Origin of the sequence: Actinoallomurus purpureus (assembly GCF_024055795.1) — a bacterium.
Taxonomy (GTDB): domain Bacteria; phylum Actinomycetota; class Actinomycetes; order Streptosporangiales; family Streptosporangiaceae; genus Actinoallomurus; species Actinoallomurus purpureus.
On sequence record NZ_JAMXMY010000025.1, the window covers coordinates 47936 to 74592 of the forward strand.

Below are 26657 nucleotides of genomic sequence, written 5' to 3' on the forward strand. Positions count from 1 at the left end.
AAAAGCGAGCCATTATTTCTGCTATTCACGAAATCCCATCGATAAGTGGGGCGAAAAATGGAAAAGCCGACGGCCTGGGTACCGGCCGACGACGACGGAATGCTACGGATCTACAGAGCAGAGCCCGCCGCCGCGAAGGCAGCTCGGGAATTCGCGGCGGAATGCCTCACGACGCACGGCCGCGCCGATCTCAGGGAGCGCGCCGAAGAGGTCGTCTGCGAACTGGCCACCAACGCGATACGCCACGCGACTCCGCTCGGCGGCATGTTCGCGGTCCGCTTCGCACGCAGCGGGCGCGCCTATGTCTTCGACGTGATCGACAGACGCCCCGACGCGTGCCCCACGGTCCGCGACGCCGACGAGCTGGACGAGGGCGGCCGCGGCCTGGTCCTGGTCGAAGCACTCGCGGACGCATGGGTCTTCTTCACCCGCCCGGCCGGAGGCCCCGCCGCCGTGAAGGTGGTCAGAGCCACCTTCCTCTAACCGGAACGCGGAAGCCACGTCCGTGTCACGGCGCACGAAAGCTCGGAAATCGCGCGCGCGGAAACAGACAAACCGCCTCTGTCGGCATCCGGATCAGTCGTTTACCGAGTTTTCCGTCCGGGTGCCCATCCGCCGGCCGGCGGCGCTCGCCAGCTGGGCGTCCGTGACGAGTCCACACCTCAGCGATGGCTGTGCGCGCGCACCTGGTGGATCGGGGGGCCCGGGAGACGGCCTGTCAGGAGGATCCAGCCGCCCACGGCGATGATCGGCACGGACATGATCAGCGTGGTGGCGGTGACACCGAGTCCGCTGTGCGACAGCAGCTGCCCGGTCAGCAGGGACAGGACCATGTTGTTCCCCGCGTGCGCCAGGCTCGGCGCCCAGACGCTGCCGCTGCGCGACCAGAGCCACGCGAGGATCACCTCCTGGAAGACGAAGGACACCGTCCGGAGGGCACGGGCGGTCTCCCGGCGGCCCCAGCCAGATACGGAGCGCCCGGTCCTGGGACAGGGCGCCCGCTCGTTGATTCGGCCGCCCGCCAGGTCATTCGCGCCGGGCAGCGTGAGCAGGAAGGCCCGAGGAGTCGCCTCGTCGCCGACTGAGCCGTCCGTGATCGTCGAGGTCCTTCGTCGTTCCGCGTACGAAGAACCTCGACGATCAAGCTGAGGAGCGCTTCGGCTCGAAGTGCAACACCGTTATCCCGCAGCTAAAAGGTTCGGCGGCGACCAGGCGGAGACGATGATGGGCGCCCAGGTCGGGGAATACGGGCATTCCGGTGCCGATCGCCGTCGGGTTGACGAACAGGTGGAGCTCGTCGAGCAGCCCCTTGGCGATCAGGCTCGCCACGAGTGTGCCGCCACCGTAGGCGATCATGTCGCCGCCCGGCTGGGACTTCAGCCGGGCGACAGTCTCCGTCAGATCGCCGCCGGCGACGACGGCGTTCTTCCAGGGCGACTCGGTGAGGGTGTTGGAGATGACGACCTTCGGCGTGTCGTTCATCGGCGATCTCGGTCAGGAGATGCTCTGTGTCCCTCCCAGCTCCCATTTGAAGCTGCCAAGCTTGTCGCCGTTGATGTCGTAGGTCACGGTGGCGTCGGCGGTCCAGCCGCCCTTCGCGCCCGACTTGGACGACGCCGAGCCGCAGCTGATGGCAGAGCTTTCGTGGTTGTTGATGAGGTTCTTGTAGTCGCAGGTCTTCGTGCCCTTGGTCTTGTTGCTGCGCTCCAGCCGGACCTGCAGTTTGAACTTGTCGAACTTGTCGGTCCAGCCGTTGCCGTCCCAGAAGTTGCCGTACGCCGTGGCGTAGTGATAGCCGCCCGACTTGGAGACACACAGCTTGAGCTTGACGTCGGTCTTGTTGCCCCAGGTGTCGAACTCCTTGTGCTGGTAGCCGGTGCACTTCTCGGTGTAGGCGAGAGCCGGCATGGCCGTCAGAGTGGTCATGCCGCCGACGGCGAGAGTGGAGGCGGCCAGCGTGACGGCGAGACGTCGCGTTGTGTGCTTCATGCGGAGCCTCCCTTTCAGGAGCGGTTCCGGGCTCCGGAGCAACCCGAGTTGACCGGAATATCATGATCGTAAACGGCTCGCACACGACAGGGGCGTTATGGAATCGGTATCCGATGATCTCTATACACGCACGTCAACGGGGGTCTGGACAGACGCAACCCTGAGCCGCGAAACGCATGCGAACCACGGCGCTCCGCTTTTTCGGCGAGCCGATACTCGAAGGTCGAGCACTTCGCGCTGTGCCTTTTCGACGTGATCGACAGACGCCCCGACGCGTGCCCCACGGTCCGCGACGCCGACGAGCTGGACGAGGGCGGCCGCGGCCTGGTCCTGGTCGAAGCACTCGCAGACGCATGGGTCTTCTTCACCCGCCCGGTCGGAGGCCCCGCCTCCGTGAAGGTGGTCAGAGCCGCCTTCCTCTAACCGGAACGCGGAGGCCGTGTCCGTGTCGCGGCGCACGGAAAGCTCGGTAATCGCGAGCGCGGAAACGGGCAAACCGCCTCTGTCGGCCTTCGAATCCGGCGTTTGCCGAGCGTTCCGTCCGGGTGCACCGCCACCAGCAGCCACTGACCGGCACCGGCCGACGGCAATCGCCGGCGGCGGGGCGTCCGTGACGAGTCCGCGCCTCAGCGGTGGACGTGCGCGCGCATCCGGTGGGATCGGGGGGCCGACCGGCTCGCGGGGAGACGGCCTGTCAGGAGGATCCAGGTGCCCACGGCGATGATCGGCACGGACATGATCAGCGTGGTGGCGGTGGCGCCGAGTCCGCTGTGCGACAGCAGTTGGCCGGTCAGCAGGGACAGGACCATGTTGTTGCCCGCGTGGGCAAGGCTCGGCGCCCAGACGCTGCCGCTGCGCGACCAGAGCCACGCGAGGATCACCTCCTGGAAGACGAAGGACACCGTCCATGCGGCCAGGCCGAGGGCGACGTTGCCGAAGTGGATGTATCCGACGAACGCCAGGGGATAGTGCCACAGCGCCCAGATGAGGCCGGTCACCACGACCGACGCCAGGGGCCGGTCGGGGAACAGGCGCGGTCGCAGGTAGCTCGTCCAGCCGAACTCCTCACCCCAGTACACCGGCGTGAGCAGGACGACCAGCACCATCAGCAGGAGCGGAGCCGCCCAGCCGGGAAGGCCGGAGACGATGCCGTTCAGCGGGGACAGGTCGGGGTGCCACACTCCCACGACCGCCGCCGCGCCCAGGGCGGCGACGACGAACACCGGCGGTCCGATCCAGGCCGCCAGGTAGGGAAGCCGCGACGTCCCCAGGCGAAGGCCCGCGTCGGCGAACCCCTCCCGCGTGATCCAGCGTCGTACGATCACCGCCGCGATGGCGGGGGCGAATCCCAGGGGAAGCTGCACCAGCGGATTCACGAGCGACAGTCCCAGCGCGAACCGGGCGGTGAAGAGATACGTCCAGGTGGTGCCGAACGCGATCAGCAGGAACGCCACCACTCCCCTCTTGTGTTCCGTGACCACGTAACGCACCTTTCGCCGACCGGAGATGATCTTCAGGTCACGGAACCATCCGGCCGACCCCTCGGACATCACGGCGGGCCACCGGATCCGGGTAGGGCCAGGGCCACCCTCGTAGGAGCGGCCAGCGGTGATCCGCGGTGCGCGCAGCACGAACGGCCCACGCAGACGGGGCCTACGCGATGCACGGCCGGCGCGGCACGATCGGCCTGCCTGGGTCCGATCTGCGCGGTGCGAGCGGCCTCCGTGGCGTGGCCGGTGCGGTGCACGGCCGACGCGAACGGGGTCTGTGGGTGCGCGGTCTGCGTGGTGCGGGCGGCCTCCGTGGTGTGGCTCGCCCGGTACGAGCGGCCTCCGTGGTGCGGCTCGCCCGATGCGAACGGCCTCCGTGGCGTGGCCAGTGTGGTGCGGCCGGCCGCGTCGAGACGTGCAGGGGACGACTAACGTACGTCCGTGTCCGATTCCGCGCCTCGTACCGCGTTCGACGCGGTGCTCCGGCGACGCTTCCTGATCAGCGGCTGGCCGTGGCGGTGCGTGGCCTATCTGCTGACGGCGGCGGCGCCGCTGGCCGCGGCCGCCGTGCCTCTGGTGCTGCTCGGCCTGCCGTGGGTGTTCGCGCTGCGGAGAGCGACGGGCAGGGACCCGGCACCGGTCACCGTCGCGCTACTCGCCGTGCTCGGCGTTCTGCTCGTGGCGGGTGTCGGTCCGCTGGTCGCGGTTCCGCTGGCGGAGCTGGAGCGCCGCCGGCTGCGCCTCGTGGACGCCCGGCCCATCGCGTCCGGGCACCGTACGGTCCACGGCGTGTGGGCCCGGCTGCGCACCCGGTACGGCGAGGCGGCCACCTGGCGTGAGCTCGGTTACCTCTGCCTGCTCCTCGTGGTGGCACCGGTCGTCTACCTGGTCCTCCTGGTGTTCCTGCTGCTGGTCGGCGCGTTCCTCCTCAGCCCGCTGCTGGCCCGCGGCGGCCGGGTCGCGCTCGGCTTCGGAAGCGTCGCCGACCCGATGGAGGCCCTCCCGTACGCGCTCGCCGGTCTGGCGCTGGTGCCCACCATCCCGTACCTGACGGCGGTGGTCGCCGGGGCGCACGCGGCCGTGGCCCGCGCGCTGCTGGGGCGCGGGCCGGACGAGCGGCTGCGGGCCGAGCTCGTCGAGGTGTCGCGGTCGCGCGCCCGGCTGGTCGGCGCCTTCGAAACCGAGCGCCGGCGCATCGAGCGGGACCTGCACGACGGGGCGCAGCAGCGGCTGGTGAGCCTCACCCTGCAGCTCGGCATGGCCCGGCTGGACGTCCCGCCCGACTCCCCCGCGGCCCTGAGTGTCGCCGACGCGCACGAGCAGGCCAAGCGGCTGATGACGGAGCTGCGGGAGCTGATCCGCGGCATTCACCCACGGGTGCTCACGGACCGGGGGCTGCCCGCCGCGCTGCGCGAGATCGCGGATCGATCCACCATCCCGGTGACGGTCGACGCGGAGTTGCCGGACCGTCTGCCGGCCCATGTCGAGGGCACCGCCTACTTCGTCGTCTCGGAGGCGCTCGCCAACGTCGCCAAGCACAGCGGCGCTTCAGAGGCGGTCGTCACCGTACGGCGGCGGGGTGACCTGCTCACCGTGGAGGTCCGCGACGACGGTAACGGCGGCGCGGATCCGCGCGAGGGGACCGGGCTCACCGGCCTGGCGGACCGGGTCGCCGTGATCGACGGCAGAATGCTCCTGTCGAGCCCGGTGGGCGGGCCGACCATCGTTCAAGTGGAGCTTCCGTGCGGGAAAGGGTAGTCCTCGCCGAGGACGGGGTGCTGTTGCGGGAGGGGCTGGCCGGCCTGCTCGGCCGGTTCGGCTTCGACGTGGTGGCCGGCGTCGGTGACGCCGACGCGCTCGTGGCCGCCGTGACCGAACACCGTCCGGACCTGGTGGTGACCGACATCCGGATGCCTCCCGGATTCACCGACGAGGGCCTGCGCGCCGCCGTCGAACTACGGCGCGTCCATCCCGGCCTGGCCGTGGTGGCGCTGAGCCAGTACGTCGAGCTGAGCTACGCGTCCGAGTTGCTCGACTCGGCGGACGGCCGGGGGGTGGGGTATCTCCTCAAGGACCGGGTCGTCGACGTCGAGGAGTTCGTCGACGCGCTGCGGCGGGTGGCCGACGGCGGGACCGTGGTCGATCCGCAGGTCGTGCGCCAACTGCTCCGCCGGCAGCGCGATCCGCTGTCGCGGTTGTCGCCGCGCGAACGGGAGGTGCTCGGTCTCATCGCCGAGGGGCACTCGAACACCGCCATCGCCCGGATCCTCGTGATCTCCGAGGCCACCGTCGGGAAGCACGTCGGCAGCATCCTCACCAAGCTCGACCTGCCCCCGACGGAGGACACGCACCGCAGGGTCCTGGCGGTACTCGCCTATCTGCGGAGCGGCACCGCCGGCTGAACGGCACCGACCGTCGGCATCGGCCATGTCGTGAGCGGCGGCGGACCACCGCCGCCGCTCACGGCCCCCTTCCCAGCCGGCTGCCGCCACTGACGGACCCATCGATCCCAGCGGGTCACCTCAGCCGTTCGCGTCGCCCTATCCCGGCCTGCCGCCGACGCCGCTCACGGCCTCCTGTCTCAGGTGTTTCTCGAAGTAGACCGTGACGGTGCCTCCGGTGGCCTTGCGGTCCACCTCCCGCCAGCCGAACGAGCGGTACAGCCCGATCGCGACCCGTTGCTTGACGGTGGTGTCGGCCCGGAGCACGCGGTAGCCGAGCTCGGCGGCGCGTTGCTCCAGGACGGTGACGAGAGCCGCGCCGTAGCCCCGGCCCTGCAGGTCGGGACGGACGCGCAGGCGGACCATCTCGGCGGTCCCGTCGTCGACGCGCCGTAGCCCGCCGAGCGCCGCGACCTCTCCGCGCACCTCTCCGACGAGGAACTCGCCCCGGTCGCGGAGATAGATCTCCTCGATCCGGGCGAAGTCGCCGTCGTAGTAGACGCCGTCACCGGGGCGCAACCCCACCTGGAACAGGCATTCCTGGTGGAGGGCGAACACCGTCCGGTGGTCACGTCGGGTGTAGCGCCGGAGACGGAGGTCCGCGAACTGCCATTCGGGTGGCTCCCTGCGCAGCCTCCGTGGGATCGCCGAGGTGCTCCCTGACACGCGGGCCACGGATCAGGCCTGCCTTCTGGTGATCCCCGCCGTCGCCGGGGCGGCGAGCGCGTCACGGAACTCACGCGCCGCCCGGATGTCGCCGTACTGCGCGACCACGGCGCTGGCGAGCTGGCGGGCACGGTGGATCACGATGTCGGTCCGGTGCGCGGCGGACACCGCGAGGATGGTCTCCTTCGCGGTGCGCAGCGCCTCTTCGGGCTCTCCTTCCTGGAGACGGCACGACGCCCGGTCGAGCCAGATGAGCGTGCGGTCGAGCTCTTCGGTCGTGGGGTAGAGGGTCAGGGCCTTGCGGAGGGTCTCCTCGGCGTTCCCGTGATCACCGAGGTTGGTGTAGGTGTCGCCCATGTGGAAGGCCAGTTGGCGCTCGGTGTAGCCGAAGGCGGTGTCCTTCACCTGTTCCTTTCCCAGCTGGGAGAAGACCGCCTGGCCGCGTGCGAGCGCGCGTTTGGCGCTGGGGACCGCTTCATTGCGTCCCCGCTTGACGAGCATGCCGAGGGCGCGGGCCTCGACGATCGGCGCCATCGCGCCGGCCACGCTCGGCGCGCGGCCGGCCAGGTCCTGCGCCCGCCGCGCGAGGTGCAGGGCCTCGCGCGGATCGCCGTAGTACATCGGCACGAGTGCCTCGCGCACGCTCACCCAGGCGCGGAGCGCGCGGTCGCCGGTCTCGTCGGCGGCCGTCCGCGCGGTGCGGAAGAAGGAGCGGGAGAGGCGGTGGTCACCGAGGTCGATCATGATGACGCCGGACATGCCGGACAGCTGTGCCGCGATCCGGCACAGCCTCTCCTGCAGTTCGATCGGCTGCCGTTGCTCGCACATCCGGCGGACCTCGCTGAAGTCCAACAGGACGTCGCAGAGCAGCCGCAGCGGCGGCGTCGACATGTACTGCTGTCCGTACCCCTGTACGGTCTCCTCCCACTGGTCGAGCATGGTGGGCGACACGGAGGCGTTGACCAGGGTGTCGTCCATGCGGCGGCGGATGCCGTCGACCGCCCCCAAGATCTGACCGTCGAGCACCACGCCTGCCCCGGCCAGGATCTGCAGGAGAGTTCGCCGAAGCACTATGTCCTCCTCATCTCCGTCCTTGCCTCCGGGGTCCTCGGCGCGGTATCGGACCCGGGACATGCGCGGAACAGAGTGTTGGTCGAATTTGGACGCCCATTCGTTGCTGTCGGTGACGACGGCTCGCGGCCTGATCACACTGTCGGGCTCGCGAGCCGCGGTCTGCTGGGCACCGGCCCGCGGGCGCTCGTGCCGGTGCCCGCAGACGCACGGCCCTTGAAAGCCGAGGTCCGGGGGTTCGACTCGGTAGACGCTGCACAGGTAGTGCAGATATTCGGGGCCCGGACGCTTGTAGCCGCTCTCGTACGCCGACAGCAGCGTCTCGCCGAGCTTGGGGAGGGGTTTTCCCTCCAACTCGTAAATCGCCCTCACCTGGGCGACGACATCGGACAACGCGATGCCGTGCGCCAGTCGCTGGGATTTGATCTGACTGGTTCCGAAGATCGGCCCGCATTGATCGTGAATTTCCCTCGCAATGTCGGGTGGCGCATGACCTTGTGCCAGCCCGCGGGCACGGATACGACGTGCCGTTTCAGCCTCTTTGCGAGGTGGATCCTTTTTACGGGGATCTGTCACTTCCGTTCTTGAGGGATCTGTCACTTCCCGGCCTCCTCGGGGGAAAGACCGACCGGATAACTCATGGCCACGGAGATGAAATCTCGCGTACGCAGCGTAACTCCGACATCGCGATACGCCAACCGAATCAGTCAGAAAGGCAAGCGATACGGTCGCTCTGCCCATACCGGAGCAGAAAAAGCTCATCCAACAGTGGAGAAACCTCTACCCGCGTAGACAGAAGATGGTCTTCAGCCGCTCTGACGGCCTCTTGACCGCCCCTGGAGGGCTTGCGATTCTCGCACCGCGTGACGAGGTGAGTTCGACTGGTGAGTGAGGGAGGCGTCACACCGTGTTCGACGAACGTCGACTGGGATATCTCGAAGGTCTGGTCAGCGAGTTAGGCCGGCGCGGCCTGGTGGCCCGCGTGGTCCGCAGCCGCTCCGGCCCGGCCTTCTGCCGCGTGGTCAACCCGGACGCCGCGAGCATGTCGGAGAACGTCATGTGCGCTCCGGCGCCCGGAATCCCCGACCAGCGGTCCTGGTACTTCTGGTGGTCCTGGGGAGAGCCGATGCACGAGGTCGACGACCCGTGCGGTGCCGCCGTCAAGGTGGCCCGCGTCCTGGAGGCGCACGGCGCCTAGAAGATCCCCCGCGGAGCCTGTTGCCAGTGGCGCGGACTGACCGGCTCCGCGGGGCCCACCGGATCGCACAAGAGCCGCCGGATCGCACAAGAGACGTCCCGTCGTCGCCTACCATCCATCGGGTAGGTTCGCCGATCCAACGCGGTCGCCCGACACGGGCACCACCGGGAGGATGTCTCGTGTTCGCGCGTCACCCGATGACGACCTTGCCGTTCCTGGGCGGCAAGGGCACGCTCAACGACGCATGCACGGACAAGGTCCCGAACGCGTCCCCGCCCACCACGGGTTGCCGGTGGACGTGGCAGGTCACGCACAACACCCACGTCGCCCACTGGTACCACGACTGGCTCGACGGGAAGAGCCCGATCACCTGGACCGTGAAGGTCATCCTCACGATCGTGATCGCGCTCGTCCTGCGGAACCTCACGCACAAGCTGATCACCAAGGTCACCGTGCGGATGGCCGAGGGCACGATGTCCGAGCGGCTCCGCGAGAGGACCCGCACGATCTTCGACGGCAGCCCGGTGCTGGTCAGCGAGCGGCGCCGGCAGCGGGCCGAGACGATGGGGTCGGTGCTGCGGAGCATCTCCTCGCTCATCATCCTCGGCGCCGCGGCCCTCACCGTGCTCGGTTACCTCGGGCTCGACCTCACGCCGTTCCTCGCCAGCGCCAGCATCGTCGGCGTCGCCGTCGCCTTCGGCGCGCAGAACCTCGTGAAGGACTTCCTCACGGGCATGTTCATGCTGCTGGAGGACCAGTACGGCGTCGGAGACGTCATCGACGTCGGCACCGCCAAGGGCACGGTGGAGGCGGTGACGCTGCGCACGACGCGCCTGCGCGACGTCAACGGCATCGTCTGGTACGTCCCGAACGGGGAGATCAAACGGGTCGGCAACGAGTCGCAGAACTGGGCCCGCGTCGTCCTCGACGTCCCGGTCGAGTACGACGTCGACCTGGACAAGGTCCGTACGATCCTCGCGGAGACGGCCTCGGCCCTGGCGGTCGAGCCGCCGTGGGACGAGATCATCTTGGAGGACCCGACGGTCTGGGGCGTCCAGGCGCTGTCCGGCGAGGCGATCGTCGTCCGCGTCGTCTGCAAGACGGCACCGGGCAAACAGGCCGACACCGCGCGGGAGCTGCGGGAACGCGTCAAGAAGGCGTTCGACGCGGCTGGCGTCGCGGTCGCCACGTTCAAGGAGGACACCTCGGCCGCGTAGGCTGGGCACGTCATGACACAAGAGGTCACTTTCTACGAAGCGGTCGGCGGCGAGGAGACCTTCCGCCGCCTGGTGCACCGGTTCTACCAGGGGGTGGCCGCCGATCCGCTGCTGCGCCCGCTCTATCCCGAAGAGGATCTGGGGCCGGCCGAGGAACGGCTCCGGCTGTTCCTGATCCAGTACTGGGGCGGCCCGCGCACGTACGGCGAGCGGCGTGGTCACCCCCGGCTCCGCATGCGGCACGTGCCGTTCCGGATCGGCGAGGCCGAGCGGGACGCCTGGCTCGGCCACATGCGCGACGCCGTCGAGGAGCTGGAGCTCCCCGAGCCGGTCGAGACGATGCTGTGGGACTACCTCGTCATGGCGGCGAACAGCCTGATCAACGCGCCCGGCTGACTCACCGCCGCGCGCGAGCCTCTGCCGGGGCGGCCGATCGGGTCGATGGCTGTTCGGCCCGTATCGGGAGCAGCAGGCCCGCCACCACCGGGAACGCCACCGCGACGGCGAAGGCCGTCCCGAAGTCCGACCCGGTGACGAGGAGGCCGAGCACCGGCGGGGTCGCCGCGGCGAGGAGGTTCTGGCCGGTGTTCTGGATCCCGAGCGCCCGGCCGGCCCAGGCCCGCCCGGCGTACTCCGCCACGGCGGTGAAGGCCAGCCCGTTGGTCGTCACCGTGATCACCGCCGCGACGACCAGCACGACGGGGGTGGCGCCCCAGCCCGCCAGCGCGCCGAACGTCAGGGACAGCATCACCACGCCGATTCCCATCGCCAGAATGCGCATCGGCCGCAGCCGGCTGCCCGCGCGATCGGACCAGTGGCCGACGGCCAGCCGCGCCGCGGCCCCGCCGATCTGGGCGGCCGCCAGCAGCCGGCCGGCGGTTCCGGCGTTCCAGCCCTGGGCGTCGACCAGGTAGACGAGGGCGAACGCGGACACCGCGAACTGCGGGACCACCAGCAGCGCGCTCGCGGCGTGGATCCGCCACAGGACCGGAGTCCGGTACGGCGATCGGCCTCCGTGCGGCTCGTCCGCCTCGGTACGGGCCGGGTCGCGGACGAGCAGCGCCACCAGCAGCGCGGCTGCGAGGCAGCAGCAGGCGAGAAACACCAGGCCGCCCGCCAGGCCGGCGCCCGCCGCGAGCGGCGGCAGGACGAGGGCCGCCAGCCCGACGCCCAGTGGCTGCCCGGTCTGGCGTACGCCCATGGCGAGACCGCGCTCGTGGGCGGCGAACCAGCCGAGGATGAGCCGGCCGCTGGCCGCGTGGATGGAAGCCCCACCGGCTCCCGCGACGAAGAAGCACGCCCCGAGTGCGACCAGGTCGCGCATCGCGGCGGCGGCGAGCAGCGCGGCACCGGCCACTGCCAGGCCCATGGCGAGGATGATCCGTTCGCCCCAGCGGTCGGCGGCCACGCCCCACAGCGCGAGGGAGACGAGGAGCCCCGCCACGGGGCAGGAGATCAGCATGGCGGCCCGGTCCAGGGAGAGCCCGGCGTCCGCGCGGAGGGCGGGGATGAGGTACGGAAGGCCGTACTGGTAGGCGCACCCGGCGATCATGGCGAACAACCCGACACCGAGGACCGACCACCGTCTGTTCATATCATGATACTAATGTCTCATAATATGAGACGAGTCTGGCGGTGAACGCGGCGCGCCACCGGACCGTCGGGGTCCGGTGGCGCGTCGTCGGGGCTTCGCTACAGCGGCGGGCGCTGGGCGAGGCTCGGGTCCTCGGCGACCTGCGGGACCGAGAGGGTCTTCGCCTGCGCTGCGGACACGCCGGCCCAGCGGAGGAGGTCGGCGGTCGCCCGCGCGCGCTGCGCGTCGGGCAGCTTCGCGATCAGGCGTCCGCTGTGGTTCATGCCGGGCGCGACGTACACGGCCGAGTCACGGCTGCCCGGGCCGACGCGGAAGGCCTCGGCGCCCCACGGGTCGTTCTGGCCGTAGACGAACATCATGTGGGTCGCGTGGGCGTCGACCCAGTGGTCGATGTCCTTCATGGCCGTCGGGTCGAACCGCATCGGGATGTCCCTCGGCACGTACGTCCGCGGCTGGTAGGTGCTCTCGTAGCGCAGCAGCGGACGCAGGTGCCTGAACTTCGGCGACGGCCAGCCGAGCTGGGTGCCCGCCTGGTAGTAGTACGCGATGTACGGCTCCAGGCCCTGGTCGGTGTAGGTCAGCGCGCCGGAGATCGTGTCGAAGTAGGAGTAGATGGCGTCGGTCGAGGCGGTCGTCGCCGGGATGTCCTTGCACTCCGACTGCAGGTGGTACTGCCAGAACGCCCACTCGAAGTCCATCACCGAGTTCTCGAAGGCCCGGTCGACGGTCTTGATGATCTTCCAGGTATAACCCGCCTTCTCGGCATCGGCGCTCATCCGCGCCAGGATCTGCGGGCGGCGCTTCAGCAGCTCGCGCTGCAGACTTTCCAGGTTCGTCCGGCACCGGGGATCGGTTCCGACCTTCTTGAAGAACCGGTCGTACGCGCTGTCGTCCTTGTTATTGACGTCGTTGGGAGCGACATAGGCGACCGTTCCGTCGACGTCCGACGGGTAGAAACGCTTGTGGTAAGTGGCGGTCATGCCACCCTTACTGGCCCCCGTCGAGATCCACTTGCCGTGGTAAATGGTCTTGAGCGCCTTGATCAGCCGGTGCTCGTCGGTCGCGGCCTGCCAGATGGTGTCCTTCTTCCACACCGGCGGCTCGGGCTCCGACGGCGAGAAGAAGCGGTACTCCACCGAGATCTGGTTACCGCCGACGAGCGCCGTCGGCTCCGACAGGAACATCGTCGTGGGCGTGTTGTAGCCGCTGGTGTACAGGACCATCGGCAGGTCGGCGGACTTGTGCTCGAGCAGCACGCGCTGCTCGAACCAGCCGCGTTCCGGGTGCCGGTGGTCGACCGGCTGCCGGTAGTTGAGCCAGAGCCAGCGGTAACCGGACAGGGTGGAGGTCTTCTCCTCCACCGTCATACCGGGAATCGCCTTGAGCTTGGTCAGGACGTCGTCGTCCGCCGCTCGTACGGGCGCCGCGTGCGCGGTTCCGCCGACGCCGCCGAGCCCCGCCGCGAGCAGCAGTGCCAGCATTCCTCGAGAGAGGTTGCGCATCCCTACCCCTTTGTGTCGGATCGCGAGAATGCAACCGCGACATTAGGGCGCAAAGGGCTCGGAAAGTCTGATCTACGCGCGCTTCGTTACTGAACTGTCGCCGCCCCGCCGGTCAGCCGGTCAGCCGGTCAGCCGGTCAGCCGGTCAGCCGGTCAGCCGGTCAGCCGGCCGGAGCGTACGCCTCCAGGAAGGCCCGCTCTCGCTCGTCGAACCGTCGGGTGCGTCCCTTCGCGAGGTCGTAGCCGACCATGACGGAGGTCGCCCGCGCGTACACGTGCTCGTCGTCGCACACCTCATAGGCCAGGCCGAACGACGCCGCACGGATCTGCGTGACCCGCGTCTCCACCCGGACCGGCTCGGGCCGCAGCAGCAACGGCCGCCGGTAGTCGATCTCATGCCGGGCCACGACCACGCCGTGCAGCGGGTGGCGTCGCTCGCGCTCCGGGTCGGTGAAGAACATCGCCACCCGCGCGTCCTCCAGGTACGTGAGGTACCGGCAGTTATTGACGTGCCCGAGCGAATCGATGTCGCCGAACCGCACGTGGAACTCGTGCACGTGCTTGCGCGGCACGCCGACGTGGCCGGGGTCAAGGGCAGACTGGGTCATCACTCATCCATCTCGTGTCACGGGATCAGGGGACAGTCTCTCGCCTCCCTCGATGGACGAGTGCGGCCGGGGCGCCGATCGCCCTCCGACCCGAAACATGCCGCGAGCCATCGGGAGTGCCGCCGACCAAGAGCCATCGGGCGATAGGTCCGACCTCTTTAGACCGCTCCGGCCGCCCCGCCCTGGGGACTCCCCGCCTGAGAGATCAGTTCGTCCAAGCCGCCGGCCGAGCAGAAGGGCCGCGCGACCATGATGCGGTCACGCGGCCCTTTCGTTCGCCGCTGTGTCAGCGGGTCAGCTTGCGGTGGGTGACGCGGTGCGGGCGGGCGGCCTCGGCACCGAGGCGCTCGATCTTGTTCTTCTCGTAGTCGGCGAAGTTGCCCTCGAACCAGAACCAGTTCGAGCCCTCTTCCCACGCCAGGATGTGCGTGGCGATGCGGTCGAGGAACCACCGGTCGTGCGACGTGATCACGGCGCAGCCCGGGAACTCCAGCAGGGCGTTCTCCAGCGAGCTGAGCGTCTCGACGTCCAGGTCGTTGGTGGGCTCGTCGAGCAGCAGGACGTTGCCGCCCTGCTTGAGGGTGAGCGCGAGGTTGAGGCGGTTGCGCTCACCGCCGGACAGCACGCCGGCCGGCTTCTGCTGGTCCGCGCCCTTGAAGCCGAACGCCGCGACGTAGGCGCGGCTGGGCATCTCCACCTGGCCGACCTTGATGTGGTCGAGCCCGTCGGAGACGACCTGCCAGACGTTCTTGTCCGGGGCGATGCCGCCACGGCTCTGGTCGACGTAGGAGATCTTGACGGTGTCGCCGACCTTGAGGCTGCCCTCGTCCGGCATCTCGTCCGCGATGACGCCCTCGGGCGCGCCGGCGCCGGCCGCACTGACGATCATGCGGAAGAGCGTGGTCTTACCGACGCCGTTCGGGCCGATGACGCCGACGATGCCGTTGGGCGGCAGGTTGAGGGTCACGTCCTCCATCAGGAGACGGTCGCCGAAGCCCTTGGTGAGGTGCTCGGCGACGATCACCGTGCCGCCCAGGCGGGGGCCCGGCGGGATCTGGATCTCCTCGAAGTCGAGCTTGCGGTACTTGGCCGCCTCGGCCGCCATCTCCTCGTAGCGCTGGAGCCGGGCCTTGCTCTTGGTCTGGCGGGCCTTCGGGTTGGAGCGGACCCACTCGAGCTCCTGCTCCAGGCGCTTCTTCTTCTTGGCGTCCTTCTGACCCTCGACCTTGAGACGCTCGGCCTTCTTCTCCAGGTAGGTGGAGTAGTTGCCCTCGTAGCCGACGAGACGGCCCCGGTCGACCTCACAGATCCAGCCGGCGACGTTGTCGAGGAAGTAGCGGTCGTGGGTGACCGCCAGCACGGTGCCGGCGTACTTCTCGAGGTACTGCTCCAGCCACTGGACGCTCTCGGCGTCGAGGTGGTTGGTGGGCTCGTCGAGCAGCAGGAGGTCGGGTGCCTCCAGCAGGAGCTTGCACAGCGCCACGCGGCGCCGCTCACCGCCGGACAGCGTGGTCACGTCGGCGTCGGACGGCGGGCACCGCAGCGCGTCCATCGCCTGCTCGAGCTGGCTGTCGAGGTCCCACGCCTGGCGGTGGTCCAGTTGTTCCTGGAGCTTGCCCATCTCATCGAGCAGCTCGTCGGAGTAGTCGGTCGCCATCTTCTCGGCGATCTCGTTGAACCGGTCGAGCATCGCCTTGGTCTCGGCGACGCCCTCCTCGACGTTGCCGAGGACGGTCTTCTCCTCGTTGAGCGGCGGCTCCTGCGCGAGAATGCCGACGGTGAACCCGGGCATCAGCCGGGCCTCGCCGTTGGACGGCTGCTCGAGGCCGGCCATCATCCGCAGCAGCGTCGACTTGCCGGCGCCGTTGGGCCCGACGACACCGATCTTCGCCCCGGGCAGGAAGCTCAGGGTGACGTCGTCGAGAATCACCTTGTCGCCGTGCGCCTTGCGCACGCGCTGCATCGTATAGATGTACTCCGGCATGCCTTCAAGACTAGAGCCTCCGGGGGGATGGCCTCGCCGTGATCCGGCGACGCTCACCCGGCTTCTTCACCGCCGGCAGGCAGATCCTGTCGCGCCCGGACTCTTTGGCGCGGTACAACGCGAGATCCGCGGAGGCGAGCAGCTCGATCAGATCGTGCCCGTGGGTGCGGAACAGCGCCACGCCGATCGAGATCGTCACCGTGATCGTGGCGTCGTCGGCGGGCACGCACATCCGGCCCACCCGGCTGCGGAGCCGCTCGGCCACCCGGCAGGCCTCCAGCATGTCGGCGTTCGGGAGCAGCACGGCGAACTCCTCCCCGCCGAACCGGCCCACGACGTCGTACTCGCGCAGCTGCTGGACGAGCGTTCCCGCCACCCCGGCCAGCACCTGATCGCCGGTCAGGTGGCCGTGCGCGTCGTTGACCCGCTTGAAGTGGTCGATGTCGATCAGGAGGAGGGCGAGCGACTCGTCGGTGCGGACCGCACGCGCGATCTCCGTGTCGGCCTCCAGCTGCCAGGTCGCGGCGTTCAGCAGGCCGGTCTTGGCGTCGAGGCGCGCGGCGGCCCGCAGCTGGTGGTGCATGAGGCTGCGCTGCAGCAGCATCACCGGAGGCAGGGCGATCACCAGCAGCAGCGGGGTGAGCGCGCAGGAGATCGTGATGAGGATCCCGACGCACACCTCGGCCATGTCGAGCAGGAGGATCTCGCGGTTCCACAGCACGTCGCGCCAGGAGGACTCGGGATTCGTGATGTGCGCCGCCACCACGACGATCGCCGTGTTGATCACGGTGAACAGGACGGCGCAGACGACCACCGTCGGGATCATGGCGTCCAGGTCGGTGAGCCACTGGGCCGCGTCCCGGAGCGGATGCGGGATGACGGCGTGGAACGCCACGGAGGCGGCCGCGCCGGCCAGGGCGTGCGCGGAGGTGACGATCGCGCGCCGGTGCAGCATCGTGCGGCGCACCCGCACCTGCAACAGAAACTGCAGGGGGATCGGCATCAGCAGCGCGTACATGGGCTGGAGGAGCAGCGCTGCGGGCAGCCACCAGGCCGACAGCAGGTCGCGCGCGACGCCTGCCGGCATGCCCAGCCGCCGTGACGCCTCGATGCTGATCGCCCCGCAGGCCAGCAGCGCACCGAAGACGATCAGCGACTGTGCGCGCCATGTCGTGTGCATGACCGCCACACCGATCAGCACCACGTGCAGGGCGACGACCACGAAGACGTAGGGAGCGAGCAGCGGCGGCTGCTCCAGCAACGGCCACCGCCGCGGGACCGCGGCGACGTCACCGTGTCCGTCGCCGGAGGCTTGCAGTGCCGTCATTCATCCCCCTACGGGTCAGGCCGTGACCGCCCATCGAGGACGGCCCCCGCGACGCAGGACGGCGGCTCGTGCTCACTCTTGATCGAATCACGTTCAGTAATAGGATAGTTGCAATGTGTGCGGAGCGGGCAAGAAATTCGGTACCTTCTTAGGGCGCCCGGCGGCGGGGCGGCGGTCACGCAGGTCATGGACCGCCACGCCGAGGCCCACCTGACGTGCTCGCACGCGCCGGCTCCCCACGCCGGTGGACGCGCCATCTTTGGGAGGAAAGCACGATGCGTGGCATCTCCTGGATCTGACGGCGATCACCTTCCCCTTCCCCCGTGCACGCGGCACCGCCGGCGGGCATGTCCGCTTGCGGCCAATCTCCCGGCCCGGGTAGCTCCATGGGACGGCCGCGCCTGCGGGCTCTACGCATCCCGCTTCCTCGAGGGGCTGCGGCCGTACGGGTGGGGGCGCCCAGGGTGCCCCCACCGTCAGGGTCACGGTGCGCGTGGTCACCTCGGCGGGGCGACGCTCTCCGACATTCCTGACGCGAACGGCATCGACACCCCTACAACGCCGCCGCCCCGTCGGCGGCAGGGTCCGATGCCGCCGTGTTCGGCCGTGCGGACGAGCCGCCATTGCGCCGGTAGTGGCCGGGGGCGATGTCGAACTGGCGTTTGAACGCGTTGGCGAAGGCGAACTCTGAGCCGTACCCGACCTGGCGGGCCACGACGCTCAGTGGGGCGTCGGAGATGTGCAGCAGCCGCGTCGCGGTCGTCAGCCGCCACCAGGTCAGATAGGCGAGCGGTGGGCGCCCGACCAGCGCCGTGAATCGTCGGGAGAACGCGGCGCGCGACAGCCCGGCGTGCGCGCCCAGACCGGCGACGGTCCAGGGATGTGCCGGATCCCGGTGGATCGCCTCCAGCGCTCTGCTGATGGCCGGGTCCGTGAGGGCCGCCGCCCACCCGGTGTCCCCGGCACGCATCGGCTGCTCGGTGAACCAAGCTCGCAGGATGTAGACCAACAGGGTGTCCAGGAGAGCGGGCACGAGGGCGTCGATACCCGGCCGCAGATCTTCCAGTTCCGCGCCGAGCAGATCGACCGCGGCGCGCAGTCGGGGATGTCGTCCGAGCCTGGCGGGCAGGTGCAGGAGCGGAGGCAGGTCGCTCAGCAACGGGTGAAAGCGGGCTTCGTCGAGTTGGTAGGCCCCGCACAACGTCACCGTGGCCGGGGCGCCGCCGCGTCGGCCGGCCGGTGCGGCGGCGTACCTGCGTTCGAACCTGGAGTCGTCCTGCGGGTCGCAGACATGCTCGGCCAAGGGCGTGGAGGGAGCGTCCGCCAAGCCGTGCGAACCTCCGTGCGGCCGGAACACCACGTCGCCGGCGGTCAGCGGTACGGGATCCCCGTCTTCGGGGATCAACCAGCAGTGCCCGCGCAGGACGATCTGGAAGCCCGCCGCTCCCGGCACCGTCCGGAACCGCTGTCCCCACGGTGCCTGCCACTCGACCCGAGCGGATCGTGGCTCACCGGTACGCATGACGGCGATCACATCACTCAGCACGTCCATCGTCGGATCTTAGGTGCGGGCTCTCCCAGGAAGACGTACACGTAGGTTTCCGAGATGACCACGCATTGGCCGTCTCGCGCACCGGTCCTACGGTCGAGTCACTCGAAGATCGCCACGCATCTCGCCGCCGTGCGAGTACAGCGGTCGAAGCATCGGTCACGACAGGACGCCTCATGACAGCAGAACCGGTGACGAGCCGGCCCGCCGACAGCCCGAGCGCCATGATGATGGCGGCACGTGTCCATGCCTTCGGTGGGCCCGACGTGATCCGCCTTGAGCGGGTGCCTCGTCCGGTTCCCGGACCGGGCGAGGTGCTGGTACGGATGGCCGGCGCCGCGTTCAACCCCTCGGATGTCGGCTTCCGGGCCGGTCTGATGCGGGACATCGTCCCGCTGGACCTGCCGTTCACGATCGGGTCCGAAGCCTCCGGGACGGTCGTCGAGACCGGTGACGGCACCGAACGCTTCAATGTCGGCGACCGCGTCGTCGGCCGTCTCGACGGAGGCGGTGCGGCGGCGGAGTACTTCGCCGCCCCCGCCGTCGGGCTGGTGGGTGCCCCTTCCGCCGTTCCGCTCGCCCACGCGGCGGCGATCCCGGTCGCCGGTCTGACCGCCTGGCAGGGGCTGTTCGAACATGGGCGCCTCGAACCGGGCACCCGGATCCTCATCAACGGTGCGGGCGGCGGCGTGGGCATGTTCGCCGTCCAGCTCGCCCGGCACGCCGGCGCCCATGTGATCGCCACCGCCGGGCCACGCAGCGCGGGTCGGGTGCGCGATTACGGTGCGGAGCAGATCATCGACTACACGCGCACCTCGCCGCAGGAGGCGCTGGACCATCCGGTGGATCTGGTGTTGAACCTCGCCGCGATACCTGCCGAGGCCGCGCAGACGCTGTGTCGTGGCATCCGGCCCGGCGGCGCGCTGGTGTCGATCACCGTCCCAGTGGAGGCCCCGGCCGGGGCCGATCTGAGGACGGCGCACTTCGTCGCCCGCGACGACCCTGCCCAGCTCGCCGAACTCGTCGCCCTCATCGACGCCGGCGTGGTGCGCGTGGACATCACGGCCGCTCGCCCGCTGGCTGAGCTCCCGGCGGTGCACCGCGACGCCGAGGCGGGCCGCATGAGCGGGAAGACCGTCCTCATCCCCTGAGGAACACCTGGTGAGACCTCTCGCTCGGCCCCCGAGGGCAGGGGTCGCCAAGTGCGCGCGGTCGGCTCGGAGGTCTCCTGATCCGACTCGCCCGACCCCTCGGCGACCTGGGTCGTGAGCTCCTCGGCGCCGTCGGCGCCCTCCTCCGCCTCGAGCCAATGGATCACGAGCTTCGGCACCGTACGGGCGGCCGTCTGCGCCTCTCCGTCGACGGCCGTCGGCTTTCGAAGGAGATCACGGACCGCCAAGACGACGGTAAGGAGATCTTCGGCCGCCACGTGTGAGCCGGTTGGCGAAGACTCGCCAACCGGATGTGCGTCGTGGCGCCCTCCGCCCGGCAGGGGTGGGCCTCGATACTTCCGGCCCCGCAGCGCTTGCCGATCATGAGCTTGCGCGCACTGTAATTTTCGGCACGCCAATAAGCGGCGTGCCAGCAACAGACCAGACGCTAACAAAGGACGTCGTCATGACTCCGGAAAACCTGTCCGCGGCTGTCACCTTCGCGGTCGTCGGCTTGGTGATGCTGTTCACACACACAGTCGCCGACCACTGGGTCCAAGCCAGCTGGCAGGCGAACAACAAGGGCCTGCAGGGCGACGAGAAGTGGACGGGCCACCTGTGCGGCCCCAAGCGCGAACTGCCCCGCTGGGTCGGCCGGCTGGTCGGCACCGAGCGCGAGCTGCCGAAGAAGTGGGTGGGCCGCCTCGCCTGCGCCGCCCACGTCGTGTCCTACACGTTCTGCACCGCCTTGGCGGTGGGGGCCGTGTGGTACAAGTACGGCCTTCACATCACCTGGACCGGCTTCATCCTGGGCCAGGTGATCTCTGCGGTCACCCACTACTGGGCTGACCGGCGGTTCACCCTGAAGGGCCTGGCCAAGAAGCTCGGCAAGGAAGGGTTCTACGCCCTCGGCGCGCCGCGCACGGGCGAGGACAAGGACGGCCGTCCCTACGACGACAACCCGTCGCTCGGGACCGGATCGTACTCATTGGACCAGAGCTACCACATGTTCTGGATCATGATCGCCGCGATCGTCACCTCGCTCGTGGCCATCTGAACCACGCCGTGACCGCCCGGCACGCGGGCGGCGGCGAACACCACCTCAACTGAGCACAGCGATCGCATCAGCTCCAACTTCGCGAGGCCCGGCAACGCCGGGCCTCGTACCTTTTACAGCCCCTCTCGGCCTGCTGCGACGGGTGTTCGATCATCTCGGCCGGTGAGCGTGCAGGCGTGGGCGGGCGCGAAGATCTGAGATCTTCGATTCGCGGTGGTCTGTTACGGCGGCCGGGTGCGATCCCGGCGTCGGCCGACGTGCGGCCGCACGGTGCCGTACGGATAGCGCGTGAGGAGACGCGGGTGGCGACCGCCCGTTGAGGGTCGGCGGCCGGGCCGGTGTGGCGGGGGCGCCGGGGGTCGCCCCCGCCATCGTCAGGGTCGCGGTGCGCCAGTGGTCATCGTGCCGGGAACACGCTCGCCGAGCGGGCCCACGAGACGCCGGAGGGGCGCATCAGGCGACCGCTCGGAACGTGGCCGGCTCGGAGGTCTCCTCCGAGTCGCCGGACCCCTCGGCGACCTGGGTGGTGAGCTCCTCGCCGTCGGCGCTCTCCTCCCCCGTGAGCCAGCGGTCGGCGAGGTCGTCGGCCTGCCTGCGGTCCTCCGACAGGTTGACGGCGGAGCGCTGGGAACGCTGCAGCCGGGCGACGCCTCGGCTGAGGTCGTGGCCGACCGTGGTGGCCTCGATCTGGGCGGAGAAGCGCATCTGCCCGTCCTTGGCGTACTCCCGGATCCGGAGCCGGCCCGTGACGATGACCGGATCTCCGCGTTTCATATCGCTCTCCTGGAGGTTGGTGGCCAGGGAGCGCCAGCACGTCACGGTCAGGTACATCGGGTCCTCGTCACGCCACTGGCCGAGGTCGCGGTCGAAGCGGCGCGGGGTGCTGCCGATGCGGAGCGACATCAGGGTCGTGCCGCTGGACAGGACCTCGAAGTGGGGCTCGGCGGCCACGAAACCGATGACGGTGATCAGCGCGTCGTTCACGGAGGCTCCTCGGGTGCGTGCGCGGCGGCCCTGTGCCGCCGCCGTCACACCAACCGTCGAGGATGCGGGACCCCGCCCACCAGCCCTCTCCGTGAACTGTGGATAACTCCCCGTGCCTACGGCGCGATGTCGCGGAGCGCGTGGCCCGCCTCGTCGCGGAACCGCGCGTACACGGCGAGCTCCCGCTCGATCGGCTCGATGACGAGCTCGCGCGCCGCCGCCGTGACGCCGTCGCGCATCTGCTGCTCCATCCGCTCGCTGTGCTTCACCGACGTCAGCGCGATCATGTTCCGTGCGGCGAGGGCGGTGAGCAGGCCGAGGCCGAGGACGCACACGAACACCAGGGCGACGTACGGCGCGACGCCCGCCTCGCCGATGAGGCGGGTCGGCGAATGGGCGACCTTCAGCCCGGCGAAGGCGGCGATGGCGCCGAGCCAGACGAGGCTGACGGCGGCGACGGCCAGCAGGAGGTACTGCCAGATCCGCACCGCCCACCACCAGGCCGGGACCTGGTTGAAGGACGGCACCACGTCGCGCAGTGAGGTGCCGAGCGCCTCCGGGACCGCTTCGGCGTTCGACCGGCCGGCCTCGCGCACCGACCGCCGCCAGGAGGTCGGGAGGTTGCGGACGACGTCCTCGGTGACGTCCTGCAGGGCGTTGTCGACATGGGCCTGCTGCGCGTTGACGGGGGCCGTGAACGCCGCGCGCAGTTCGTCGCGGAGCTCGACGAGGCGCATGCGGCGCAGCGGGTCGCTGCGCAGCCGGGCGGTGAGACGGGCGAGGGGCCAGCCGACGTAGTCGTGCGCGCGCAGTTCGTACGCACTCTCCATCGCCTCGGCCACCGCCGGGATCCCGGCGGCGTCCACGAGCGCCTCGACCAGCGCGGCGGCGCGCCTGTCGTCGACGGTCGTCGGCGGCTCGACGTCGCCGTAAATGCCCTCGAACCGCTGGATGAGCCGGTCCAGGTCGGCGACGAGCCGCTGGGTGCGGGCCCCCCGGGCGGCCACGGTGTCCGCGATGACGCCGCGGAAGTCGTCGATGCCGGCCCCGGACTTGGCCGAGGTGGTCAGGATGTGCGGGGCGCGCAGACCTTCGGCCTCGAGCAGGCGCCGCAGGTCCTTGACGCACTCGTCGATCTCCTCGGGCGCGAGACGGTCGACCTGGTTGAGGACGATCAGGCTCACGCCGTCGTGCCCGGACAGCGGCTCGAGGTAGCGCCGGTGCACGGCGAAGTCGGCGTATTTCTGCGGGTCGAGCACCCAGATGAGCAGGTCGGCGACGCCGACGTACCGGTCGACCTCGGCGACCTGCTCGGACCGGATGGAGTCGTGGTCGGGCAGGTCCAGCAGGATCAGTCCCTGCAGGGAGCCGGCGCTCTCGCCGCCGCTCGTGTGGTCGAGCGCGCTGGCCCGGGCGTAGCGGTGACGCTTGTCGATCTCCAGCCAGTCCAGCAGCGGTCCGGCGCCGTCGAGGCCCCAGACGCATGCGTGCGCCGAGGAGGTCATCGGACGGCGCATCCCGGTCGGGGACAGCTCGAGGCCGCAGACGGCGTTGAACAGCGAGGACTTGCCGCTGCCGGTGCCGCCGGCGAGCGCGACGATGGTGTGGTCGCCGGACAGGCGCAGCCGCTGGCCGGCCCGGCCGAGGAGCTCGACGGCGTCGTCCATGAGCTCCTGGTCGACGCGGCCGTCCCCGAGCTCGACGAGCCGGTCGAGGGTGGCCAGGCGCTGGGTGAGCCCGGACGCGTCGACCGGCGCAGCCGCCGGCTCCGGCACCGGGCCCTGCTCCGTCCGCTCCGGCTCGGTCTCTTCGGACATGCCGGAGACGTCGGGGGTGGTCGTCGTCATCGGTCGCGATCCTCCTCGGTCACCGTGCGACCTCGAGGTTGTATGTGGCCTGATAGAGCTGGACGGGGGTGGTCTCGTCGGGCACTCCGGCGCCGTCGAGCACCTGCCCGAACCTGATGGCCTCTTCGTCGAAGAGCATGCCGACGCGGCCGCGCAGGTCGGCCCGCGCCTTGGCGCTCATGCTCCGCAGCGACTCGGCGCCGAACAGCGCCTTGAGCAGCCGCTGCGGCACGGCGCTGGTGCCGCCCTCGACCGCGATCTCGCTGGTGCCGAAGCCGAACAGGCCGACCATCAGCACGAGCGCCAGGGCCTCGTCGTCATAGGAGACGAACTTGGCCACCGAGCGCTTGGTGACGCCCTCGGTGCGGATCAGCTCGGCGATGTGGTCCTGCCAGGCGCTGACGGCACGGGTGACGCGACGGGGCAGCTCGGCGGAGGCCCGATCGAGCACCTCCTCGCGCCCGGTCAGCAGCACGGCGCCCGCCGGTCGGCTCCGCCAGCGGCTCACGACCTCCTCGGCGGCGCGCTCGGCACCGGCCACGATGAGTGACTCCAGCGCGCTGCGCAGGGCGGCCTTGAGCGCGCGGACCCGCGCGGGGGTGCGCCGACGGCGGCTGCCGCGGTGCCCGGTCTGACCGCGGCCGGCGTGCAGCGCGCGTTCGAGGTCGCCGGTGCCGGCGAAGTCCTGCCAGCGTGCGAGCACCTCACCGCGCAGCAGGGAGCCGTTGCGGGTGGCCTCGTCGAGCTCGGCGAGGCCGGTGGCGTAGGCGGCCTCGACCTCCTCGCGGAGCATCGTGCGGAGCGCGACCTGCTCCTCGACCTTCACGGCCAGCTCGGGGACGCGCGTACGGAAGGTGTCGAGCACGCCACCCAGGGTAGACCGGATGACCTCCGCCCGGCCATCCTCGTCCTCGCTGATGCTGCCCAGCCACACCTGGACCTCGTCGGCCGCCTCGGAGGGGAGCATCCCGCCGGAGACCGTGGTCTCGGGGATGACGAACTGCGCGGCCCCCTCGAGGCCGTTGTCCTTGAGCATCTCGGTGAAGTGCCCGACGACCTCCTCGCCGCCCTCGGGCACGCGCGACAGGACGACGCCGAGGGTGGCACCGTGGTCGCGGGCGCGGTGCAGCAGGCGCCAGACCAGGGCGTCGGCGTAGCGGGCCGCGGTGGTCACGCAGACCCACACGTCGGCCGCGGCCAGGAACTGTGCCGCGAAGTCGTGGTGGTCCTCGAACACCGAGTCGACGTCGGGGCTGTCGAGCAGGGCCAGCCCCTTGGGCAGCACGTCGCTCTTCATGATGACGAGTTGGTCGCCCATGACGGCGTCGGGCGCCGGGCCGGGGACCCGCCCGAAGCCGGGCAGGACGTACCGCTCGTCGAGCCACCAGTCGGCGTCGTCGGGGTGGCAGACGAGGATCGGGCTGCTCGTCGTGGGACGGAGCACACCGGTCGCGCTGACCCGCTCGCCGACGAGCGTGTTGACCAGCGTGGACTTGCCCGCGCCGGTCGACCCGCTGAGCACGACCAGCAGCGGGGCGTCCTCGCGGCGCACCCGCGGCAGGAGGTAGTCGTCGAGCTGGTTCAGCAGATCCTGTTGGGTGACGCGGGCCTCCTCGACGCCGGGAGCGTCGAGGACGAACTGGAAGGAGGCGATCTGGTCCCGCAGATCGATCAGGGCCTCGTCGAGTGGGAGAGGTGTAGCCGCGCGTTTGATCGCGCTGTGATCAGCCGGGGGTGTCACGGAGTCCGCCCCATATCCGCGTTCAGAATGTCGATCTCTCGTGCCACCTGCACGACCTCACCGACGACGACGATCGCCGGTGGCCGCACTCCGGTGGCCGTCATCTCATCCGCTACCGTCGCAAGCGTCGCCATGAGGGCACGCTGGGTCTGCAGCGTACCGTCCTGGATGACGGCGACGGGAGTGTCAGGCGACCGACCATAGCGCATCAGCGTGTCGGCGATGACCCCCATGCGCTCCACCGCCATCAGCAGGACGAGCGTGCCCTGGGCCCGGCCGAGGCCCTCCCAGTCGACCGTCGACGCGGGGTCACCGGGGGCGACGTGCGCGGACACGACGTGGAACTCCTGCGACACGCCGCGGTGGGTGACCGGGATGCCGACGGCGGAGGGCACGGCGATGGCGCTCGTGATCCCGGGAACGACGGTGACGGGGATCCCCTCCCGTACGCAGTGCAGCACCTCCTCGGCGCCCCGGCCGAACACGAACGGATCGCCGCCCTTCAGGCGAACGACGAAGCGGCCGGCCCTGGCGTGCTCGACGAGTGCGGCGTTGATGTGCTCCTGCGTCACCGAGCGGCCGTACGGGATCTTGGCCGCGTCGACGATCTCGACGTCGGCGGGCAGCTCGTCGAGGAGCTCGCGCGGGGCCAGCCGGTCGGTCACGACGACGTCCGCCTCGGCCAGCAGCTGCCGCCCGCGTACGGTGATCAGCCCGGGGTCGCCGGGGCCGCCGCCGACGAGCGCGACGCCCACGGGCCGCCGCCGCGAGTGGCGGGCGCCGATGGTGCCGTCGCGCAGACCGTCGACGATGACGTCGCGAAGACCCGCGGCGTGCCGGGGGTCGCCGCCGGCGAGCACGCCGACGGTGGTCTCGCCGACCCTGCCGCTCGCCGGGGTCCAGGCCGGGGACAGCTCCGCGTCGTCGGCGCGCACGCACCAGATCCGCCGGCTCTCGGCCTCGGCGGCGACCGCCGCGTTGACCTCGCCGTCGTCGGCGCATGCCTGCACGAGCCAGGCGCCGTCGCAGTCACCCGGACCGTACGGCCGGCGCTCCCACGAGATCTCACCGCGGGCGGCCAGATCCTCGAGCATCGGCGTCACCTCCGGGGCGACCACCAACACGTCGGCGCCGGCGGCCAGCAGCGTGGGGACGCGACGCTGGGCGACGCGCCCGCCACCGATGACGACGACGCGGCGGCCGTCGAAGCGGAGACCGAGAAGGTAGGGCGGCAAGGAAGGA

The 26657-nt window shown here is 70.2% G+C and carries 24 protein-coding genes and 1 pseudogene; 9 read left to right on the forward strand and 16 right to left on the reverse strand.

Annotated elements, in window-relative coordinates; genetic code table 11:
* Positions 1 to 57: 57 nt before the first annotated feature.
* Positions 58 to 483 carry an ATP-binding protein gene (locus NE236_RS35295; RefSeq protein WP_252846583.1) on the forward strand — a complete coding sequence of 142 codons (426 nt, stop codon included), beginning with the start codon at positions 58 to 60 and terminating at the stop codon, positions 481 to 483.
* A 179-nt stretch (positions 484 to 662) separates the two neighbouring features.
* On the opposite strand, the gene NE236_RS35300 is transcribed toward NE236_RS35295, so the two are convergent.
* From NE236_RS35300 to NE236_RS35310, 3 genes are all read right to left on the reverse strand, one after another.
* On the reverse strand, positions 663 to 926 hold the full coding sequence (locus NE236_RS35300) for a CPBP family glutamic-type intramembrane protease (protein WP_252846584.1): 264 nt from the start codon (positions 924 to 926) through the stop codon (positions 663 to 665).
* Positions 927 to 1140: 214 nt separating this feature from the next.
* A complete protein-coding gene (locus NE236_RS35305; RefSeq protein ID WP_252846585.1) occupies positions 1141 to 1482 on the reverse strand; it encodes a dihydrofolate reductase family protein in 342 nt (113 codons plus the stop codon).
* 12 nt (positions 1483 to 1494) lie between these two features.
* Positions 1495 to 1989 carry a hypothetical protein gene (locus tag NE236_RS35310; protein ID WP_252846586.1) on the reverse strand — a complete coding sequence of 165 codons (495 nt, stop codon included), beginning with the start codon at positions 1987 to 1989 and terminating at the stop codon, positions 1495 to 1497.
* 252 nt (positions 1990 to 2241) lie between these two features.
* On the opposite strand from NE236_RS35310, the gene NE236_RS35315 reads away from it, so the two are divergent.
* A complete protein-coding gene (locus tag NE236_RS35315) occupies positions 2242 to 2412 on the forward strand; it encodes an ATP-binding protein (RefSeq protein WP_252846587.1) in 171 nt (56 codons plus the stop codon).
* A 203-nt stretch (positions 2413 to 2615) separates the two neighbouring features.
* On the opposite strand, the gene NE236_RS44805 is transcribed toward NE236_RS35315, so the two are convergent.
* Complete coding sequence (locus NE236_RS44805; RefSeq protein ID WP_252846588.1) at positions 2616 to 3470, reverse strand: CPBP family intramembrane glutamic endopeptidase; 855 nt, start codon at positions 3468 to 3470, stop codon at positions 2616 to 2618.
* Between the two features lie 450 nt (positions 3471 to 3920).
* Here NE236_RS44805 and NE236_RS35325 point away from each other — a divergent pair, with 450 nt between their 5' ends.
* Together NE236_RS35325 and NE236_RS35330 are read left to right on the forward strand one after the other, a co-directional pair.
* The gene (locus NE236_RS35325) at positions 3921 to 5237 is read left to right on the forward strand and encodes a sensor histidine kinase (RefSeq protein WP_252846589.1); all 1317 of its coding nucleotides are present in this window, start codon (positions 3921 to 3923) and stop codon (positions 5235 to 5237) included.
* The gene (locus NE236_RS35330) at positions 5222 to 5881 is read left to right on the forward strand and encodes a response regulator transcription factor (RefSeq protein ID WP_252846590.1); all 660 of its coding nucleotides are present in this window, start codon (positions 5222 to 5224) and stop codon (positions 5879 to 5881) included. Before NE236_RS35325 ends, NE236_RS35330 begins: the two co-directional genes overlap by 16 nt.
* 138 nt (positions 5882 to 6019) lie before the next feature.
* Here the strand turns inward: NE236_RS35330 and NE236_RS35335 are convergent, their stop codons facing one another.
* Positions 6020 to 6586, reverse strand: a complete 567-nt coding sequence (locus NE236_RS35335) for a GNAT family N-acetyltransferase (protein ID WP_252846591.1) — start codon at positions 6584 to 6586, stop codon at positions 6020 to 6022.
* Between the two features lie 12 nt (positions 6587 to 6598).
* The gene (locus NE236_RS35340; protein WP_252846592.1) at positions 6599 to 8050 is read right to left on the reverse strand and encodes a tetratricopeptide repeat protein; all 1452 of its coding nucleotides are present in this window, start codon (positions 8048 to 8050) and stop codon (positions 6599 to 6601) included.
* A gap of 514 nt (positions 8051 to 8564) precedes the next feature.
* Between NE236_RS35340 and NE236_RS35345 the strand changes: the two genes are divergently transcribed.
* The 3 genes and pseudogenes from NE236_RS35345 to NE236_RS35355 all read left to right on the forward strand — a co-directional run.
* On the forward strand, positions 8565 to 8855 hold the full coding sequence (locus tag NE236_RS35345; RefSeq protein WP_252846593.1) for a hypothetical protein: 291 nt from the start codon (positions 8565 to 8567) through the stop codon (positions 8853 to 8855).
* Positions 8856 to 9034: 179 nt separating this feature from the next.
* A complete protein-coding gene (locus NE236_RS35350; protein WP_252846594.1) occupies positions 9035 to 10072 on the forward strand; it encodes a mechanosensitive ion channel family protein in 1038 nt (345 codons plus the stop codon).
* A gap of 12 nt (positions 10073 to 10084) precedes the next feature.
* Positions 10085 to 10462 (forward strand): annotated as a pseudogene (locus NE236_RS35355) (globin); the annotation flags it as partial.
* A 7-nt stretch (positions 10463 to 10469) separates the two neighbouring features.
* On the opposite strand, the gene NE236_RS35360 reads toward NE236_RS35355, so the two are convergent.
* The 6 genes from NE236_RS35360 to NE236_RS35385 form a co-directional block, all read right to left on the reverse strand.
* Positions 10470 to 11666 (reverse strand): MFS transporter, encoded by a 1197-nt coding sequence (locus NE236_RS35360; protein ID WP_252846596.1) that lies wholly within the window; start codon positions 11664 to 11666, stop codon positions 10470 to 10472.
* A 98-nt stretch (positions 11667 to 11764) separates the two neighbouring features.
* Positions 11765 to 13168, reverse strand: a complete 1404-nt coding sequence (locus NE236_RS35365; protein WP_252846597.1) for a S28 family serine protease — start codon at positions 13166 to 13168, stop codon at positions 11765 to 11767.
* A gap of 160 nt (positions 13169 to 13328) precedes the next feature.
* Positions 13329 to 13775 carry an acyl-CoA thioesterase gene (locus NE236_RS35370; RefSeq protein ID WP_252846598.1) on the reverse strand — a complete coding sequence of 149 codons (447 nt, stop codon included), beginning with the start codon at positions 13773 to 13775 and terminating at the stop codon, positions 13329 to 13331.
* 286 nt (positions 13776 to 14061) lie between these two features.
* On the reverse strand, positions 14062 to 15759 hold the full coding sequence (gene ettA, locus NE236_RS35375) for an energy-dependent translational throttle protein EttA (RefSeq protein WP_252846599.1): 1698 nt from the start codon (positions 15757 to 15759) through the stop codon (positions 14062 to 14064).
* 10 nt (positions 15760 to 15769) lie between these two features.
* Complete coding sequence (locus NE236_RS35380) at positions 15770 to 17086, reverse strand: GGDEF domain-containing protein (protein WP_252846600.1); 1317 nt, start codon at positions 17084 to 17086, stop codon at positions 15770 to 15772.
* Positions 17087 to 17639: 553 nt separating this feature from the next.
* Positions 17640 to 18638 (reverse strand): AraC family transcriptional regulator, encoded by a 999-nt coding sequence (locus tag NE236_RS35385; protein ID WP_252846601.1) that lies wholly within the window; start codon positions 18636 to 18638, stop codon positions 17640 to 17642.
* 173 nt (positions 18639 to 18811) lie between these two features.
* On the opposite strand from NE236_RS35385, the gene NE236_RS35390 reads away from it, so the two are divergent.
* Positions 18812 to 19786, forward strand: coding sequence for an NADP-dependent oxidoreductase (locus NE236_RS35390; protein WP_252846602.1), 975 nt, complete (start codon positions 18812 to 18814; stop codon positions 19784 to 19786).
* Between the two features lie 466 nt (positions 19787 to 20252).
* Positions 20253 to 20843, forward strand: coding sequence for a hypothetical protein (locus tag NE236_RS35395; protein WP_252846603.1), 591 nt, complete (start codon positions 20253 to 20255; stop codon positions 20841 to 20843).
* Positions 20844 to 21296: 453 nt separating this feature from the next.
* On the opposite strand, the gene NE236_RS35400 is transcribed toward NE236_RS35395, so the two are convergent.
* The 4 genes from NE236_RS35400 to cobA all read right to left on the reverse strand — a co-directional run bounded on the left by NE236_RS35400 (position 21297) and on the right by cobA (position 26650).
* Positions 21297 to 21827: a single-stranded DNA-binding protein gene (locus tag NE236_RS35400; protein ID WP_252846604.1), complete on the reverse strand. Its 531-nt coding sequence runs from the start codon at positions 21825 to 21827 to the stop codon at positions 21297 to 21299.
* A gap of 116 nt (positions 21828 to 21943) precedes the next feature.
* Positions 21944 to 23674: a P-loop NTPase family protein gene (locus NE236_RS35405; RefSeq protein WP_252846605.1), complete on the reverse strand. Its 1731-nt coding sequence runs from the start codon at positions 23672 to 23674 to the stop codon at positions 21944 to 21946.
* 19 nt (positions 23675 to 23693) lie between these two features.
* Positions 23694 to 25415 (reverse strand): GTPase family protein, encoded by a 1722-nt coding sequence (locus NE236_RS35410; protein WP_252846606.1) that lies wholly within the window; start codon positions 25413 to 25415, stop codon positions 23694 to 23696.
* Positions 25412 to 26650, reverse strand: coding sequence for a uroporphyrinogen-III C-methyltransferase (cobA, locus tag NE236_RS35415; RefSeq protein WP_252846607.1), 1239 nt, complete (start codon positions 26648 to 26650; stop codon positions 25412 to 25414). Before cobA ends, NE236_RS35410 begins: the two co-directional genes overlap by 4 nt.
* Positions 26651 to 26657: the final 7 nt, after the last annotated feature.